The organism is Tabrizicola sp. (assembly GCF_031377265.1).
Classification (GTDB): Bacteria; Pseudomonadota; Alphaproteobacteria; order Rhodobacterales; family Rhodobacteraceae; genus JAUYQR01.
Genome location: NZ_JANMET010000004.1, coordinates 1 through 16,489 on the forward strand (window position 1 = coordinate 1; position 16,489 = coordinate 16,489).

The window sequence follows — 16,489 nt, forward strand, 5'->3', positions numbered from 1 at the left end:
GTAAACCGATCAGGCTGGCGGGGATCACCACTTCCATCCAGCGGTGATAGGTGTCCATCGGAAGACCGTTGATCGCCTCTGGCCAGCGCCATTCCACCGGGAACGGCCAGACCTGTGCGGAGGGCAGCACCACCACATCGAACCGGTCGAACAGCCGCGCCGCATGCGCATACCAGCGCGAGCGGATCACGCTGGCCGCATGAACAGCATCGGCGGAAAGGCCAAGGCCCTGCTCGATCTCCCAGATCGTCTCGGGTTTTAATTGCGCGCGCAGTGCGGGATCGTTGTAAAGCCCGCGCTTGGCATTGGAATTCAGCATGGCGCGCAGGGTGACCCAGGCATGCCACAACTTTTCGGCCGGAAACGGTGGGCTGACCGGTTCCACCATTGCACCCAGGCTTTCCAGCACCGCAAGCCCGGCCTCGCACTGGGCAAGGATGCCCGGTTCCATCGGATAGGCGCCACCCCAATCCCCCAGCCAGCCGATGCGCAGCTTGCGCGTGTCGCAGGTGAGGTGATCGGCAAAGGACGCGCCCGCACGCGGAAACGGCACGTCCGGGTTCTCGCCCGCCAGCACTTCAAGCAGCCGGGCCACGTCCTCAATGGTGCGGCCCATCGGGCCGTCGGTCGACAGGGTGGCGAGGAAAGTGTCGCCATCGGCATCCTGCGGCACAAGGCCCCAGGTCGGGCGAAACCCGTAAACGTTGCAGAACGCCGCTGGATTGCGCAGCGAGCCCATCATATCCGATCCGTCGGCCACGGGGACCAGCCGCGCCGCCAACGCCGCTGCGGCCCCCCCGGACGATCCGCCGGCAGTACGGGTCAGATCATAGGGATTGCGGGTGGCACCGAACACCGGGTTGAAACTGTGGCTGCCATGGCCCCATTCGGGTGTGTTGGTCTTGCCAGTGAAAATCGCCCCCGCAGCGCGCATCCGAGCGGCGATCAGATCATCGGCAACGGGCACATGATCCGCATGCAACGGCGAACCCCAAGTGGTACGCAGCCCCTTGACCGCCACCAGATCCTTCACCGCCAGCGGCAGTCCGTGCAGCCAGCCCCGGCGCGGCGCATCGTCCAGCGCCCGCGCTTCTGCCATCAACTCGTCCTCGCCACGCTGCGAAACAATCGCATTGATCGCGGGGTTTACCACTGCCACCCGGGCAAGATAGGCCGCCAGAACCTCGGAGGGCGCAAGCTTGCGACCTGCGACAAGGCGCGACAGTTCCGAGGCGCTCAGTCCCATCAGATCCATGGCTTTTGCTCTTTGGAGAAATACTCTCTGGGGGTGCGGGGGCGAAGCGCCCCCGCCGCGCCGCGACTGCGGCGCCACGCAAAGGTGTGATGCGGGGCCGTTTGGCCCCGCATCTCCACAAGATCACTTCTGCAGTTCGGTCCAGATCGCGGTGATGTAGTCCTGCGCCTTGCCGGTGCAGGTCTTCATGAACACGCCCTTGTCCTTCAACTCGGCCGGAATCACGATTTCCGGTGCATCCTTCATGTCGTCGGGCATGAACGCGTCGGACCCGGCAATGCCATTGGCATAGCGCGCAAAGGCCGAGATCATTGCCGCGTTTTCGGGAACGGCGATGAAATCAAGGAACTTGTAGGCCTCGTCTACATGCTGGGCATCCTTCAGCAGCATCACCTGATCCATCCACAGGATGTAGCCTTCCTTCGGGTAGCCATACTTCACCTCCGGGTTTTCCAGCCGCGCCCGGAAGATCGCGCCGTTCCAGTACAGCGAGGCCATCACATCATTCGCGGCCATCTTCTCGGTCATGCCATAGTCCATCGACTGCCACTTCGGCTTGGCTTCGATCAGCTTGTCGCGCACCTTTTTCATCAACTCGGCGTCTTCGGAACAGGGCGCGCCGCCCATGTACATGGTGGCAAGCGCCAGCACGTCGTTCATCTCGGGCGTCACGTTGACCTTGCCCACCAGTTCCGGCGGCGGGTCAAGGAAGATCGCGCTGGTGTTCACGTCACCCGAATAGGCGGTCTGGTTGACCGCCATGCCAGTGGTGCCCCACTGCCACGGGATCGAGAATTTCCGGCCGGGGTCGTAGTCGACGTTCATCCATTCAGCCGCAATGTTCTTGTGGTTTGCGATCTTTGACAGGTCGAGTTCCTGCACGAGGCCCTTCTCGATCCAGATCGGCACATAATTGGCCGATGGCACCACCAGATCAAAGCCCGAGCCACCCGCCTCGATCTTGGCCAGCGCGGTGTCGTTGCTGTCGTAATCGGTGACGATGACCTTGATGCCGGTCTCTTTCTCGAACTTGGCCAGCAGTTCGGGGCTGGTGTAGTTGCCCCAGTTGTACAGCTGCAATTCGCCTTCGGCGGCGGCCAGGGTGGTGCTGGCCATTAGCAGGGCCAGGGCTGCAAGTGTCTGTTTCATCATGACGTCTCCCCGTTTGGTGTAGGTGTTTCAGTCAGGCATCCTGCTTTCGCGTCAGCAGGAAGAAGGCAGTCAGCAAAAGCACGGTCAGCGCCAGCAAACCGGTCGAGATCGCATTGATCTCGGGTGTCAGCTGCCGACGCAATTGACCCAGCATATAGGTCGGCAAAGTATCCTGTCCGCCCGATTTCACGAATTCGGTGATCACCACGTCGTCAAGGCTGATGACGAAGGCCAGCATCGCACCGGCGATGATGCCGGGCAACAAAAGCGGCAAGGTCACATGGCGAAAGGTCTGCCAGGGACTGGCGTAAAGGTCGGCGGCGGCGGTTTCCAGCGACAAGTCCATCCCTTCCAGCCTTGCGCGGATCGGCAGATAGGCGAAGGGGACGCAAAAGGCGGAATGCGCGGCAATCAGATAGCCAAGGCCGGTGTAGCCGGTGAACACCTTGATCTGCGCAAAGAAGATCAGCAGCGCCACTGCGGTCACAATTTCTGGCACCATCAGCGGCTGATTGATCATCACATAGATGAAGGTCTGCCCCTTGAAGGCGCGGCGTCGCGTGGTGCCCAGTGCCGCCATCGTGGCCACGGTGGTGGCGATGATCGCTGCGAAAACCGCAATGATCAGCGACCGCAGCGTGGCATCCTTGACCGCGTCATTGGCCCAGGCGCGACGATACCAGTCCAGCGAGAAGCCCTGCCACACCGCCACCGAATTGCCTGCGTTGAACGAATAGAACACCAGCGTCAGGATCGGCAGATACAGCGCCAGAAACACGATCATCGCCGTGGTGGTGAACCCCGGCAACCGCGCGACCGAGAAGGAGCGGTCAGCCATGTCCCTGATCCTTGTTGGCAAAGCGCACGTAGACCAGCAGCGCCACAGTGACAATCACCAAGAGGGTGACTGACAGCGCGGCCCCCAGCGGCCAGTTGCGCCCCTGGCCGAACTGCAACTCGATGAAATTGCCGATCATCATGTTCTTGCCGCCCCCCAGAATGCGCGGCGTGACATAGGCCCCGAGCGAGGGCACGAACACCAGGATCGACCCGGCGATGATCCCCGGTTTCACGATCGGCAGGATGATCCGGCGCAGCACGTTCCAGCGGCTGGCATACAGATCATAGCCCGCCTCCAGCAGTCGCATGTCGAACCGGTCGATGGCGGCGAACAGCGGCAGCACCATCAGCGGCAGGTAGACATAAGTCATCCCGATCAGCACCGCGGTATCGGTGTAGATGATCTGCAAAGGGGTATCGATCAGACCGGTCCGCATCAGAAGGGTGTTCAGCAGGCCTTCGTTGCGGATCACCTCGTTGATCGCGAAGGTGCGGATCAAGAGGTTGGTCCAGAACGGGATGGTGATCAGGAACAGCCAGAGGGTGCGCTGGCGTGGTGGGCGGGTGGCGATGAACCATGCGGTGGGAAAACCCACCGCAAAGGTGATGACCGTGGTCAGGATCGACAGCCAGACCGAGCGCCAGAAGATCGTCAGATGCGCATCGGCCAGAACCAGCGTGTCGTCAAACACATCGCGGCTGAACAGGATGCCGCGCCAGCCGTCAAGATTGAAATTCCATACAACGTTGCCGTATTCGCCGGGGCTCAGGAACGAATAGACCACGACAATCAGCAGCGGTCCCGCCGCCGCCAGGGTCAGCAAGACCAGCGCCGGCGTGGACAGCAGCCAGCCATTGCGGTCAGAGGTGCGGCGGGCGGCGTCTTCGGCGGCGCTCATCGGGTCAATCCTCCAGCACCTGTGCAGCACCCGGCGCAAAGCGCAGGGCAACGGCGGTGCCAGGTTGCAACATGTCTTCGCCCGCGCCGCTTTGCTGCCGGGCCACAACCTCTGCCCCGTCGGACAGGCTGAGGTGATAATGCGTGTCGGTGCCGAAGTAGACAAGGTTCGTCACCGTGGCAGGGATTGCACCTGCCTCGGTTGCGGCGACGATGCGCACCTGTTCAGGGCGGATGGCCACTGTAACGGTGCCATTGCGGGCGGTCTTGGTATCGACCACTGCGCCGCAGCCCAGCTTGACCCCACCGGCCACGGTGGTTCCGGGCAGAAAGTTCGTCTCGCCGATGAAGCTGGCGACAAAGCGGTTCACCGGGGTGACATAGATATCGCGCGGAGTGCCAACTTGTTGCAGCTTGCCATGGCTCATCACGCCGATCCGGTCGGACATGGTCAGCGCTTCTTCCTGATCATGGGTGACAAAGACGAAGGTGATGCCGGTTTCCAGCTGCAGGCGTTTCAGCTCGATCTGCATTTCCTTGCGCAGTTTCAGGTCCAGCGCGGACAGCGGTTCGTCCAGTAACAGAACCTTCGGCTTCGGTGCCAAGGCCCGCGCCAGTGCGACGCGCTGCTGTTGGCCGCCCGACAGCTGGCTGGTCTTGCGCGACGCCAGTGCCTCCAGCTTGACCAAAGCCAGCATCCGCTCGGTTGTGGCCTTCACTTCGGCGGCGGGGCGCCCCTGCATCTGCAGCCCGAAGCCGATATTCTGGGCCACCGTCAGGTGTGGAAACAGAGCATAGCTTTGAAAGACCGTGTTCACCGGGCGCTTGTTGGGGGGCAGGGTGCTGATGTCGGTGCCGTCGAGCAGGATCTGGCCTTCGGTCGGCATCTCGAACCCGGCGATCAGACGCAGAAGGGTGGTCTTGCCGCAGCCGGACGGGCCAAGAAGGGTAAAGAATTCGCCCTGTCTGATATCGACTGATACGTCATCAAGCGCGCGCACAGCGCTTGCCCCGGCCCCGAATGCCTTGACGACATTGCGCGCCGCGATGGTCACCGGTGCAGTCAACGGATGCAAGCTCCCCTACTTTGCTTTTTGATCATATTGAAAGGATGGTCTCAGCCAATGCAAGCACTTCCTGCCCGAACTACGACGCCAAAGGGGCGCGGCGCTGTGCCCAGGGGGCTGCCTGCTCAAGTTCCGCGCAAAGTGCGATCAGCGTCTCATCCTCGCCGAAGGGTGCCGCCAGATGCAGGCCGATCGGCAAGCCGTCTGATGACATTGCCAGCGGCACCGAGGCCGCAGGCTGGCCCGAGGCGTTGAACACTGCGCAGAACGGCGAATAGGCGAAGATGCCGTTCGGGCCGGTGCGAAAGGCCACGTAATCTTCGGTGTCATGGGAAAAGCGTCCCACCCGTGCCGGCGGTTCAGCCAGCGTGGCGCACAGCAGGATATCGGGGCCATCCGCGAAATACCCGGCCATCTGGCGGCCAAAGCGGTGAATCTCGCCGACCGCCTGCAGATAGCGCGTGGGATGCAGGCGTTCGGCATGGGCGACCGCGCCGCGCCCCACACCCTCGACCAGATCATCCGTCAGCGGGGCCCCCTTCAGCGCAGACCGGATACCAAGTGCTGTGCCAATGGCCACGATGTCGGTCCAGGCGCGCATCATCATCGGCACGTCGGCCCGTGGGCGGCCCGGTTCCACATGATGCCCAAGGCTTTCCAGCAGGCGGCCCGTGGCAAGGACGGCATCGCGGACCTGCGGGTGGATCGGATCGCCGGTGAGCGTGGTGTCGCAAAGCGCGACCTTCAGGCGGCGTGGCGGACGGCTGATCGCCTGGGCGTGACCTTGCGCCAATGGCGGTGCCCAATAAGGCGCGCCAAGGTCGGCCCCGGCGCAGGCGTCCAGCATGGTTGCGGTATCGCGCACGGAGAGGGTGAGAAACCCGTCGATCGCCATGCCCGCCCAGCCCTCGCCGGCATAGGGGCCGTCGGGTAGGCGGGCGCGGGTCGGCTTGAAGCCGAACAGACCGCAGCACGCGGCCGGAATGCGCACCGAACCGCCGCCATCCGACCCGTGGGCAAAGGCCACGATCCCCGCCGCCACCGCCGCCCCGGCGCCGCCGGATGACCCGCCCGGGGTGTGGTCAAGGTTCCACGGATTGCGTGTGGGGCCACCGTAAACAGCAGCTTCGGTCGCGGCCCCGATCCCGCCTTCGGGGCTGGTGGTGCGCCCGAAAGTGACGATGCCGGTCGCCTTGATCCGCGTGAAGATCGCAGAATCACCTGGATACTGCGTGTTTTTCAGCAGCCTTGAACCGTTGTGCGAAGGGTAATCCTTCGCTTCGATCCCGAGGTCTTTGATCAGGAAGGGCACACCGCGGAACGGTCCGCGGGGCAACCCATCTGCAATCGCGGCCCGCGTGGCGGCTTCATTGACCAGGACCACGGCATTGATTGCCGGGTTCCGGCTTTCCACAGCCGTAAGGGCGGCGTCCAACAGTTCGGTCGGTGTCACGTCGCGGCGTGCCACAAGGCCGGCCAGCGCGGTTGCGTCCATCGCCCCAAGATCCCCGATCATCGCGCTGCCCCCAATGTTTCCGAACGTGCACAGCCTGCCCTGATGCCAAGATGGGAGTCATGCCCGGAACCGCCGCGTGCCGTGTCGGATTTTGGCTCCGCTGTTACTTCAAACGCCAAGATGGCGGCGCAGCAAGGCGTACAAATCCTCTGGAACCAGCGGTTTTGCCAGATAGCCGTCCAGACCCGCGGCTTCGATTGCGGCCTGCTGGGCTGGCAGCACATCGGCGGTCATTGCAATAACAGGCATGCGGCTGACTGCGCCTTGCATCTTGCGCATGGCCCTGAACGTGGACAGGCCGTCCATATCGGGCATGTTCATGTCAAGCAGCACCAGATCGACAGCTTCGCGCGTGACGAAAGTCAGGGCCTCTTGGCCGCCGCTGGCTTCGATCACGCGGGCACCTGCCCTTTGTAAAACGCTTGAGGCGACAAGGCGGTTGGTTGCGATATCGTCGACCACAAGGATGGTTGTTCCGGTCAGGTCCGGGGTGCCGGACGCAGGATGCACCTCTTCAGCCGCCGCCGCGGGGGCAAGGACGCTAAGCTGGAACCATGCGCCGCTGAATGTGGGCAACAACCGCAAATCGCCACCCATCTGTCGGGCCAGCGACCGGCTGATCGCAAGGCCAAGACCGGTACCTGTCGAAGAGGGGCTGGCCTTGCGGAACGGTTCGAACACCGCTTCGTGCAAGCCGGGCGGAACGCCCGGGCCGGTGTCGATGACGTCAATGATCAGGCGGTTGCCATCGCTGCGCACGGCAAGGCTGATGCCGCCCGTCTTGACGTGTTTCAGGGCATTGCTGATCAGGTTGATCACGCATTGCCGCATTCTTTGCGGATCGAAAGTCGCCAACGGTGGCAGATCCGCCGCACAATTTAGCGTCAAGCTGAGCCAGCGTGCCTTGGCCTGATGGCTGAAGGTCGCCACGATGATTGCAAGTTCGGCCCTGATATCGACGACGCGTGGGCGCAGGGCCATTCGCCCGTCAGTGATTGATGACAGATCGAGCACGTCATCCAGCACCACCGCCAACCCCCTTGCCGAGGCGACCAGCGTTTCCAACCGGTCGCGAGATGCAGCGTTTTGGACGTTGGCGGCCTCGATCTGGCCAAGACCGATGATCGCGTTCAGGGGCGTGCGCAATTCGTGGCTCATCTGCGCAAGAAATCGACTTTTGGCCGTATCTGAAGCCCAGGCCAGAGCGCGACCTTCGGCGGTCGCACGGTGCAGTTCGTTGTTCGACAGCATCGCAGTCAGCGCATATCCGATGCCAGCGACCGCCGCCGCCGCCGTGACAGAAAAGCCGATCCAGTTATCTGTGTCTGCCCAATGGACCCAGATCGCAACAAGGCTGGTCACCGCAATGGTAGCGATACCCGAAAGACCGAACGGCAAGTGGATCGACCGGACGGTTGTCAACTGCAGCGCCGTCGTCATCACCATTCCTGCGGCCAGCGCCTTCGAATACGGGTCATCCACCAGCCAGACCAGACCAGCAGCCGCGCCAAACGAACTTTCCATCAGCACGACGCACAGGATCGACCCTTGATAGCGCCTTGGGTGCTTTTCGGGATCGAGGCCCCTCAGAAGGCGCACGTTGGCCAGCTCGCAGACAGTATCAATCGCTGCCAGACAAAAGAGGATTCTCAGGTCTGCGTAAAACCCGCACAGGCCGAAAGCGAACCATGTCAAAAAGATACGCTGCCATTTTTCCCGTTCGACAATGTCGTATTGCCGCGACAACTCATCAAGAACACGGTCCCGGGATGCATAGGGCAGGGCAGCAAGGGTCATGGTGGTCCGGGTCCCTTCCGGTGCCATTTGGTTGGGGCACGGGGTCAGGGAAAGTTGGGCCCCGAGGTCGGTCGGCGTCAAGCGACTTCTGGTTCAGGGTGCAATCTTGACGTCCTGGCGCAGCGTGCCGTCCTTGCCGAAGACTAGAATATGGTCATCCGTTGTGACCACCGCGATCCAACCGGTGCCAAAGGTTACTGCGGCGGCTTTTTGTCCGGCGGGCAGGGTGATGGTGTCAGGCACGACGGGGGGCGGCGCGGCAAAGGCATTCGGCATGCGGGTGACAATCAGGCCCACCACGGTTATGACACCGCCAATCATGGTCAGGGTCAGTACGATCACCAACCATTTCAGCAGTCGCAAGCTGGGCGGCAGAGCAATATCTTCGGGGGCGTCTTTCATGGCCGGTTCGTTCACTGCAGAGTCTGGCATGGCAGAGCCTTTCGAAGACAGCTTGGGCGATGAAGCCGGGTTTTTGAAAGTGGTGATCGGCGAGGATGCGTCTCCCCGTCTTGATAAGGCGCTTGCGGCTCTGGTGCCAGAGGCGGCAGCACTGTCACGCTCGCGCTTGATGCGGATGATCGCGGATGGGGCGGTCAGCCGCAATGGCGCTGCCGTCACCGACCCAAAGACCAAGGTTGCCGAAGGCGAGGTCTATCTGCTCAGGCTTGATCCGGCGGTTGCGGTCGAAACGCTGGCCGAGGACATCCCGCTGACCGTGATTTGGGAAGACGGCGATCTGATCGTGATCAACAAACCTGCCGGAATGGTGGTTCATCCCGCGCCCGGCACGCCTTCCGGTACGCTGGTCAATGCGCTTCTGGCGCATTGCGGCGATACGCTTTCCGGCATTGGTGGCGAACGCCGGCCGGGCATCGTGCATCGGATCGACAAGGACACGACCGGCCTTCTGGTGGTGGCAAAATCGGACCGCGCGCATCATGGGCTTGCCGCCCAGTTCGAGGCGCATACCGTGAACCGCCGGTATCTTGCGGTGGCGCATGGGGTGCCGAGTGTGGCCGACCCACGCTTGCGGGGGCTGAGGGGGATCAGTGCCGAGGCAGGCGGGATCATCAAGATCGCCACCGGCCTTGCCCGCCACAAGACGGACCGGCAGCGTCAGGCCGTGGTCTGGGATCAGGGGCGTCATGCGGTCACCCGGACCCGGGTGGTCGAGGCCTTTGCCGGGCAGGCGTCGCTGGTGGAGTGCTGGCTGGAAACCGGGCGGACCCATCAGATCCGGGTGCACCTGTCCTATGCGGGGCACGGGCTGATCGGGGATCAGACTTACGGGGGCAAGCGGCGGCTTTCGGAAAAGGTCATGGGGGCGGCGGCGGCTGTGGCAGATGGGTTCCCCCGTCAGGCGCTGCATGCGGCGACGTTGGGGTTCCTGCATCCGGTCACGGGGAAGGCGCTGGAATTTGTGTCGCCGCTGCCTGAGGACTTGGCGGGGCTTTTGGCGGCGCTGAGGGTGGGCAAAGGGTGATGTCCACGCGTGGACAACCGCCAGGTCTAAATGATTTCAATGGGTTAGATTGGTCAGATTCACAAATAGTTAAGGATTGGGCGCTGATGTTGCGGTCGGCTGTTGCGGGTGAGCCGGGTGTCTGAGCCGTTACGGCATGGGGCGCGACGGCTGCACGCAGACGCTGACCCCCGGCCCGACGCCCGCACCGGGACGGCCGGCCGTTCGGCGGGTCAGTAGCTGATCCACTCCGCCGGGCTTTCCAGCACCCTCTCGACGCTGCAGCCCTTGGCGGTCTTGCGGCACAGGCGAAGCACCTTGCGCTCGGCTTTTTGGGCGGTCTCGCCCCACTCGGCGAACAGGCTGCCATCCTGACCGACGGCAACGGCCAACGCGCCGTTGATCACCCCCGGCCCAAGGCTGCAGTTGCCAAATCCGGCGGCGGCACATTGGGCCAATGCGCCGTTGTTGGCCTCGGCTTCGCTGGCGGCACCGGACGACCAGCTGTAGGTTGGCGCCCCGTCACTGGTGACGCCCCAAGCCAGGGTGGTGAACCGATCGACCCAATAGCCGCCGGGGCCGGAATCGACGCCGGGGCCAGCGTCGGAAGAGCCGCCCTGTTCGCCGACATATTCACACAGCGGTGTCTGCACGCCGTTCGTGTTATCGACGCCGATCAGAATCTCGCCCGGGCCGGGGCCGTTGCAGGGGTAATAGGCCAGGGCGGCGGTCGGCGTCAGGCTGGCGAGCGCGAGGCAAAACATGGTCGCAAGCGCGGAGAGGCGCGGGGCAAGGAAGCGGACGGCAAGCGGCATCGCGGTGAGATCCTTATGTCACTGCGCGGCACCACAGGCGGCACCGCGGGCCGCACAAGGGCCTTTGGCGCGCTGCTTACAGTGTCCGGGCGGCGCTGTCTGGTCAGGGATTCCGGAACGTGGCCCCACCACACGGAAACACTGGTGACATTCGCGTGATGTGAATGTCACAACCCTTCACATTGCCGGGAAACGCGCACAGGTAGCGTGCAACATGGGAACCATCGGGCTACTTGTGCGCTGATGCAGGGTACCATAAATTATCGCACTCCCCGGGGGCGCACCTGCACCGGGGCTGAACAGGGGGCACGACATGAGCACCTACACGAACCTACCCGCACCAAGCCCGGAACAGGGCCTGAACCGCTACATGCAGGAAATCCGCAAGTTTCCGCTGCTGGAGCCGGAAGAAGAATACATGCTGGCCAAGCGCTGGGTGGATCACCAGGACAGCACGGCGGCGCACAAGATGGTCACCAGCCACCTGCGTCTGGCCGCCAAGATTGCGATGGGCTATCGCGGCTATGGCCTGCCGCAGGCCGAGGTGATCTCGGAGGCCTATGTGGGCCTGATGCAGGCGGTCAAGCGGTTTGATCCCGAAAAGGGCTTTCGCCTTGCGACCTATGCGATGTGGTGGATCCGCGCCAGCATTCAGGAATACATCCTGCGGTCCTGGAGCCTGGTAAAGCTGGGCACCACGAGCGCGCAGAAAAAGCTGTTCTTCAACCTGCGCAAGGCCAAGGCCAAGGTCGGCGCGTTGGAGGAAGGTGATCTGCGGCCCGAAAACGTCGCGCGCATCGCGACCGATCTGAATGTCACGGAATCCGAAGTCATCGACATGAACCGGCGTCTGTCGGGGTCGGATGCCAGCCTGAATGCAACTGTGGGGTCAGACGGCGACAGCACGACCCAGTGGCAAGACTGGCTGGAGGATGAGGACAGCGATCAGGCCGGCGATTATGAAGCCAAGAATGAGCTGGATGCCCGCCGCGCGATGCTGATGCAGTCAATGGCCGTTCTGAACGAACGCGAGAAAGACATCCTGATGCAGCGCCGCCTTGCAGAAGAGCCGGTCACGCTGGAGGAATTGTCGGAATCCTATGGTGTCAGCCGCGAACGCATTCGTCAGATCGAGGTGCGGGCGTTTGAAAAGCTGCAGGGCAAGATGCGCGAACTTGCCAAGGGCCGGGGCATGGTTATCCCGGCCTGACGGCCCGGTACGGGCCCGGTCTCCGGCTTTCCTGTTGCTCCTCCGACCCCGCGGGGGTAGGACAACGGGCCAAAGACCGGAGACCCGACCATGACCATGCTGGAAACCTTTCTGAAGCCGATGCACCGCGAGGGATACCCCTTTGTCGCGGCATTTGCCGTGTTGTCGTTGGTGCTGTTCTGGATCTGGGAACCGCTGGGCTGGGCCGGCGTCGGGATGACGGTCTGGTGCTATTACTTCTTTCGTGACCCCAAGCGCGCGGTGCCGCAGAACGCGGGGCTGCTGGTCAGCCCGGCGGATGGGGTGATCAGCCTGATGGAGCGCGCGGTGCCGCCGGCAGAGCTTGGCATGGGGCCAGAGGCGCTGGTGCGGGTGTCGGTGTTCATGAACGTGTTCAACTGCCATGTGAACCGCGCCCCGATTGCGGGCAAGGTGACGGCGGTGGCCTACCGGCCGGGCAAGTTTTTCAACGCCTCGCTGGACAAGGCATCCGAGGAAAACGAGCGCAATGCGCTGGCAATCCAGCTGCCGGATGGGCGCAAGATAGCCGTGGTGCAGATTGCCGGATTGGTGGCACGGCGCATCGTATGCTGGACCAACCCGGGGCAAAATCTGCGCACCGGCGAGCGGTTCGGACTGATCCGGTTCGGCAGCCGGCTGGATGTCTATCTGCCGGAAGGCGTTAACCCGCAGGTGGCGCTGGGCCAGACGACGTGCGCGGGTGAGACGGTGATCGCGCTGATCGGGCAAGACGCGCCGACGCGGTCGGCGCGGGTGGAATAGCCGATGGCGCGCAAGCCCGAAACCGGTGAGCAAAAGCAGCTTCTGCTGCTCAAGCTGTTGCCGAACCTCGTGTCGATCCTGGCATTATGCGCGGGTCTGACGGCCATTCGGTTCGCCATCGAGGGGAATTTCGGGCTGGCGGTACTGCTGATCGGCACGGCGGCGGCACTGGACGGGCTGGATGGCCGTCTGGCGCGGATGCTGAAATCGGAAAGCGCGATTGGCGCGGAACTGGACAGTCTGTGCGACTTTGTGAACTTTGGTGTGACCCCGGCGATCGTGCTGTATCTGTGGGGCCTCAGGCCCGAGACCAGTCTGGGCTGGATTGCGGTGCTGGTCTATGCGGTGTGCTGCATGCTGCGGTTGGCGCGGTTCAACGTGGGGTCGCGGGCGGCTGGCGAAGCGGCAGAAAAGACCTCGTTCATCGGCGTGCCGTCGCCTGCGGGCGCGATGCTGGCCCTGTCGCCGATGTATCTGGCGTTCACCTTTGACGGCACCATCGACGTCCCGGCGGTTCTGGTTGCGGGCTGGATGGTTGGGGTCGGCGCGCTGATGATCAGCAGCGTTCGTACCCCGTCGCTGAAGCGGATCACGGTTGCGGCGGACCATGCGCGCTATGTGCTGGTGGGGGGGGTCGCGGTAGTGGCGGCGTTGCTCACCTATCCTTGGGTCACCCTGCTGACCCTGTCGATGGCCTATTTGGCAGGAATCCTGGCCCTGTTCCTCAAGGGATTGCGTCCGGCCAAGACAGCCGAGTGACGCGGTCAGGCTTTGGTGTGACAAGTTTTGTGCACGGCAAGCTTGTGGTTGTGCGGGGCAGTCTTTTCGGGTGAACTTCGCCGAGGCGCGCGTCTTGCTGCGCAAGGGAGGGGAATCACATGAACCCAGTTCGTTGGGGGGTGCTTGGCGCTGCCAAGTTCGCGCGGGAGCATATGGCCCCGGCAATCCATGCGGCCGAAGGTGCCGAGCTTGCGGCGCTTGCCACCTCGGATCCGTCAAAGGCTGCGGGCTTCGTGGCCTTTTGCCCCGGCCTGAAAGTGCACGCGTCTTATGAGGCGTTGCTGCAGGATCCGGGGATTGATGCGGTCTACATTCCGCTGCCCAACCATATGCATGTGGAATGGACGCTGAAGGCCCTCGCGGCAGGCAAACATGTGCTGACCGAAAAGCCGATAGCCATGCGCGCCCGCGAGATCGACCAGATCATCGCCGCGCGCGATCGGACCGGCCTGCTGGCCGCCGAAGCCTACATGATCGTGCACCACCCGCAGTGGCAGCGCGCCAAAGCCTGGCTTGAGGCCGGCGAGATCGGCACCCTGATGCATGTGGACGCGGCCTTTTCCTTCAACCTTACCGAGGGCGGCAACATCCGCAACCGGCCAGAAACCGGCGGCGGGTCGTTGCGTGACATCGGGGTCTATACCTTCGGGTCGGCCCGGTTTGTGACCAGCGCCGAACCGGTGGACCTGTCCGCGCGCATCCACCGCGAGGGGGGCGTGGATGTGTTCGCCCAGGTTGCTGGCATCATGGAAGGCCCGGGTGGGCGGTTCACCTACGGCTCGATGACCTCGATGCGGATGTACAACCGGCAAGTGGTGACCTTTCAAGGCACCAACGGGATGATCCGGCTGGAGGGTGGCCCGTTCAACGCCAACGTCAACGATCTGGCCGAGGTGGAGTTGCACCAGAACGGCAATCGCGTCACCGTGGAGCGGTTTGCGACGGCAAACCACTACAAGCTGCAGGTTGAGACCTTTGGGCGAACCGTGCGCGAGGGCACTGCCTATCCGTGCCCGCTTGAGTTTGTGCGCGGCACGCAAGTGATGATGGATCGCGTCTATGAGGTGGCGGTCGAGATTTGATCAGCCCAGACCAAATAGCCGCATGCTTCGGTTCGATTTTGCGATGCGTTGTAACAGCTCTGTGATACTACTGGTAGACCGAGGAGATGGCTTCATATACTGAGTGACGTTGCTGGTGCGCTGCGTGTCCCGAATTTGCCGATGTTGGTTCCCTTAATCTCGACAGCAGGAAAGCCGTGCCAATGTCCGATGAACATGAGACATTTTTCGACCACGCCAGGCCCCCGATCGAGCGTGCACGCATGGTTCTGGCGCACCGTGGAGCCAATCTGCCGCAGGTTGCACTGAAGGCTCTTGCCCGCGAAGTGATTCTTCGGGTCACCCAAAAACCGGTGGACCTGACCAAGCCGAAGGCGGCACTGTTGCCAGACGCGGTGGCGATCGTGGCTCTGTGCGATGCGCTGATCGACCGCGATGATCGTGCTGCCCACGACTGCGTGCGCGCGGCGCGGCTTGGCGGAATGCCGGTTGATGATCTGTATTTCGGCTATATCGCCGAGGCGGTTGCCATGCTTGGCACGCGCTGGGACCAAGACGAGGTGACTGTGTCGGACGTGATCATCGGCGCTGGTCGCGTCTATGGCATCCTGCGCGAGTTGCGCACTGTTTTTCTTGCCGAGCGCATGCTTCACGCACCGGGGGCCGAGGCCGTTTTTGCGCAGGTGCCGGGCGAGATTCACACCATCGGTGTCACCATGGCTGCCGACGCCATGCGCCGCAGAGGCTGGGAGATCGACCTCAAGCTCAGCTTTACCCATGACGCACTGGTCGAGGAAATCGCGCGCCTGCAGCCAGCGATTGTGGGATTGTCGGCCTCGACGTCACAGCAGACATTCGCGCTGGCCCGGTTGATTGTCGCACTTCGGATGCGCTGCCCGCAGATCTGGATTCTGGTGGCGGGCCAGATCGTCAGCAAGGACGAACACCTGCGCGATCTGGTGGATGCCGACGCGGTTGTACGCAGTTTGGACGAAGCTGCGAGTGCGATGGAAGGCCATCTTGCAGAGATGGCCCAGCTGTCCAGCAAGAAGGGCTGATCAGCCAGGTTTCCGGTGCCAGAGGGTGCCGCGCTTAAGCTTCCATCGCTTCCAACTCGTCGATGAAGCCCGCGATCATCGCAAGGCCCTTGTCCCAGAACTTGGGGTCTGACGCGTCAAGGCCGAAGGGGGCCAGCAGCTCCTTGTGGTGCTTGGATCCGCCGGCTTTCAGCATGTCGAAGTATTTCTCCTCGAAGCCCGGCAGCCCGTCTGCGTAGGCCGCGTAAAGCGCGTTCACCAGACCGTCGCCGAAGGCATAGGCATAGACGTAGAACGGCGAGTGGACGAAATGCGGGATATAGGCCCAGAACGTCTCATACCCGTCCATGAATTCGAACGCGTCACCAAGGGACTGTGCCTGAATGCTCATCCACAGGGCGTTGATATCGTCGGGGGTCAGTTCGCCGGTCGCGCGGGCGGCGTGCAGTTTGCACTCGAAATCGTAGAAGGCGATCTGGCGGACCACGGTGTTGATCATGTCCTCGACCTTGCCGGCCAGCAGGGTTTTCCGTTCAGCCGGGGTTTTTGCGGCGTCAAGCAGCTTGCGGAAGGTCAGCATCTCGCCAAAATCGCTGGCGGTTTCGGCCAGGGTCAGCGGGGTTGAGGACAACAGCTCGCCCTGACCCGCCGCCAGCACCTGATGCACCCCGTGCCCCAGCTCATGCGCCAGCGTCATCACATCGCGCGGTTTGCCGAGGTAGTTGAGCATGACATAGGGGTGCACGGTGGTGACGGTGGGGTGGGCTAAGGCGCCGGGGGCCTTGCCGGGTTTGACGCCGGCGTCGATCCAGC

General features: G+C 63.0%; 16 protein-coding genes. 6 read left to right on the forward strand and 10 right to left on the reverse strand.

From position 1 onward, the window contains the following. From RMO18_RS00285 to RMO18_RS00320, 8 genes are all read right to left on the reverse strand, one after another. On the reverse strand, positions 1-1,255 hold a 1,255-nt coding region (locus RMO18_RS00285; RefSeq protein ID WP_309663237.1), incomplete at its 3' end, for an amidase. 123 nt (positions 1,256-1,378) lie between these two features. Next, positions 1,379-2,404: an extracellular solute-binding protein gene (locus RMO18_RS00290; protein ID WP_309663238.1), complete on the reverse strand. Its 1,026-nt coding sequence runs from the start codon at positions 2,402-2,404 to the stop codon at positions 1,379-1,381. A 34-nt stretch (positions 2,405-2,438) separates the two neighbouring features. Then, on the reverse strand, positions 2,439-3,245 hold the full coding sequence (locus tag RMO18_RS00295) for an ABC transporter permease (protein WP_309663239.1): 807 nt from the start codon (positions 3,243-3,245) through the stop codon (positions 2,439-2,441). Then, positions 3,238-4,146 carry an ABC transporter permease gene (locus tag RMO18_RS00300; RefSeq protein ID WP_309663240.1) on the reverse strand — a complete coding sequence of 303 codons (909 nt, stop codon included), beginning with the start codon at positions 4,144-4,146 and terminating at the stop codon, positions 3,238-3,240. The genes RMO18_RS00295 and RMO18_RS00300 overlap by 8 nt, the downstream gene beginning before the upstream one ends. Positions 4,147-4,150: 4 nt before the next feature. Next, a complete protein-coding gene (locus RMO18_RS00305) occupies positions 4,151-5,212 on the reverse strand; it encodes an ABC transporter ATP-binding protein (RefSeq protein ID WP_309663241.1) in 1,062 nt (353 codons plus the stop codon). Between the two features lie 79 nt (positions 5,213-5,291). Further along, the gene (locus tag RMO18_RS00310) at positions 5,292-6,728 is read right to left on the reverse strand and encodes an amidase family protein (RefSeq protein ID WP_309663242.1); all 1,437 of its coding nucleotides are present in this window, start codon (positions 6,726-6,728) and stop codon (positions 5,292-5,294) included. A 108-nt stretch (positions 6,729-6,836) separates the two neighbouring features. Further along, positions 6,837-8,327: a response regulator gene (locus RMO18_RS00315; RefSeq protein WP_309663243.1), complete on the reverse strand. Its 1,491-nt coding sequence runs from the start codon at positions 8,325-8,327 to the stop codon at positions 6,837-6,839. 291 nt (positions 8,328-8,618) lie between these two features. Further along, entirely contained in the window at positions 8,619-8,927 is a 309-nt protein-coding gene (locus tag RMO18_RS00320) for a DUF6476 family protein (protein ID WP_309663244.1), read from the reverse strand. A 28-nt stretch (positions 8,928-8,955) separates the two neighbouring features. Between RMO18_RS00320 and RMO18_RS00325 the strand changes: the two genes are divergently transcribed. Then, positions 8,956-10,011, forward strand: a complete 1,056-nt coding sequence (locus RMO18_RS00325) for an RluA family pseudouridine synthase (RefSeq protein WP_309663252.1) — start codon at positions 8,956-8,958, stop codon at positions 10,009-10,011. Between the two features lie 212 nt (positions 10,012-10,223). Here the strand turns inward: RMO18_RS00325 and RMO18_RS00330 are convergent, their stop codons facing one another. Then, the gene (locus RMO18_RS00330) at positions 10,224-10,805 is read right to left on the reverse strand and encodes a DUF4189 domain-containing protein (protein WP_309663245.1); all 582 of its coding nucleotides are present in this window, start codon (positions 10,803-10,805) and stop codon (positions 10,224-10,226) included. Positions 10,806-11,118: 313 nt separating this feature from the next. Here RMO18_RS00330 and rpoH point away from each other — a divergent pair, with 313 nt between their 5' ends. The 5 genes from rpoH to RMO18_RS00355 all read left to right on the forward strand — a co-directional run bounded on the left by rpoH (position 11,119) and on the right by RMO18_RS00355 (position 15,697). Further along, positions 11,119-12,015 (forward strand): RNA polymerase sigma factor RpoH, encoded by an 897-nt coding sequence (gene rpoH, locus RMO18_RS00335; protein WP_309663246.1) that lies wholly within the window; start codon positions 11,119-11,121, stop codon positions 12,013-12,015. Between the two features lie 90 nt (positions 12,016-12,105). After that, the gene (locus tag RMO18_RS00340) at positions 12,106-12,798 is read left to right on the forward strand and encodes a phosphatidylserine decarboxylase (RefSeq protein WP_309663247.1); all 693 of its coding nucleotides are present in this window, start codon (positions 12,106-12,108) and stop codon (positions 12,796-12,798) included. Between the two features lie 3 nt (positions 12,799-12,801). Beyond that, a complete protein-coding gene (gene pssA / locus RMO18_RS00345; RefSeq protein WP_309663248.1) occupies positions 12,802-13,557 on the forward strand; it encodes a CDP-diacylglycerol--serine O-phosphatidyltransferase in 756 nt (251 codons plus the stop codon). Between the two features lie 119 nt (positions 13,558-13,676). Next, positions 13,677-14,660, forward strand: coding sequence for a Gfo/Idh/MocA family oxidoreductase (locus tag RMO18_RS00350; protein WP_309663249.1), 984 nt, complete (start codon positions 13,677-13,679; stop codon positions 14,658-14,660). A gap of 182 nt (positions 14,661-14,842) precedes the next feature. Then, positions 14,843-15,697 (forward strand): cobalamin B12-binding domain-containing protein, encoded by an 855-nt coding sequence (locus RMO18_RS00355; protein WP_309663250.1) that lies wholly within the window; start codon positions 14,843-14,845, stop codon positions 15,695-15,697. Positions 15,698-15,731: 34 nt separating this feature from the next. Here the strand turns inward: RMO18_RS00355 and RMO18_RS00360 are convergent. Continuing rightward, a partial coding sequence (locus tag RMO18_RS00360) for a M3 family metallopeptidase (RefSeq protein WP_309663251.1) occupies positions 15,732-16,489 on the reverse strand: 758 nt, incomplete at its 5' end.

What these genes read in the sequence shown, in the direction of transcription:
- RMO18_RS00355 (WP_309663250.1), top strand. Translation starts at nt 14,843, where the DNA reads ATGTCCGATGAACATGAGACATTTTTCGACCACGCCAGGCCCCCGATC.
- rpoH (WP_309663246.1), top strand. Translation starts at nt 11,119, where the DNA reads ATGAGCACCTACACGAACCTACCCGCACCAAGCCCGGAACAGGGCCTG.
- RMO18_RS00340 (WP_309663247.1), top strand. Translation starts at nt 12,106, where the DNA reads ATGACCATGCTGGAAACCTTTCTGAAGCCGATGCACCGCGAGGGATAC.
- RMO18_RS00325 (WP_309663252.1), top strand. Translation starts at nt 8,956, where the DNA reads ATGGCAGAGCCTTTCGAAGACAGCTTGGGCGATGAAGCCGGGTTTTTG.
- RMO18_RS00295 (WP_309663239.1), bottom strand. Translation starts at nt 3,245, where the DNA reads ATGGCTGACCGCTCCTTCTCGGTCGCGCGGTTGCCGGGGTTCACCACC.
- RMO18_RS00310 (WP_309663242.1), bottom strand. Translation starts at nt 6,728, where the DNA reads ATGATCGGGGATCTTGGGGCGATGGACGCAACCGCGCTGGCCGGCCTT.
- RMO18_RS00350 (WP_309663249.1), top strand. Translation starts at nt 13,677, where the DNA reads ATGAACCCAGTTCGTTGGGGGGTGCTTGGCGCTGCCAAGTTCGCGCGG.
- RMO18_RS00320 (WP_309663244.1), bottom strand. Translation starts at nt 8,927, where the DNA reads ATGAAAGACGCCCCCGAAGATATTGCTCTGCCGCCCAGCTTGCGACTG.
- pssA (WP_309663248.1), top strand. Translation starts at nt 12,802, where the DNA reads ATGGCGCGCAAGCCCGAAACCGGTGAGCAAAAGCAGCTTCTGCTGCTC.
- RMO18_RS00290 (WP_309663238.1), bottom strand. Translation starts at nt 2,404, where the DNA reads ATGAAACAGACACTTGCAGCCCTGGCCCTGCTAATGGCCAGCACCACC.
- RMO18_RS00330 (WP_309663245.1), bottom strand. Translation starts at nt 10,805, where the DNA reads ATGCCGCTTGCCGTCCGCTTCCTTGCCCCGCGCCTCTCCGCGCTTGCG.
- RMO18_RS00300 (WP_309663240.1), bottom strand. Translation starts at nt 4,146, where the DNA reads ATGAGCGCCGCCGAAGACGCCGCCCGCCGCACCTCTGACCGCAATGGC.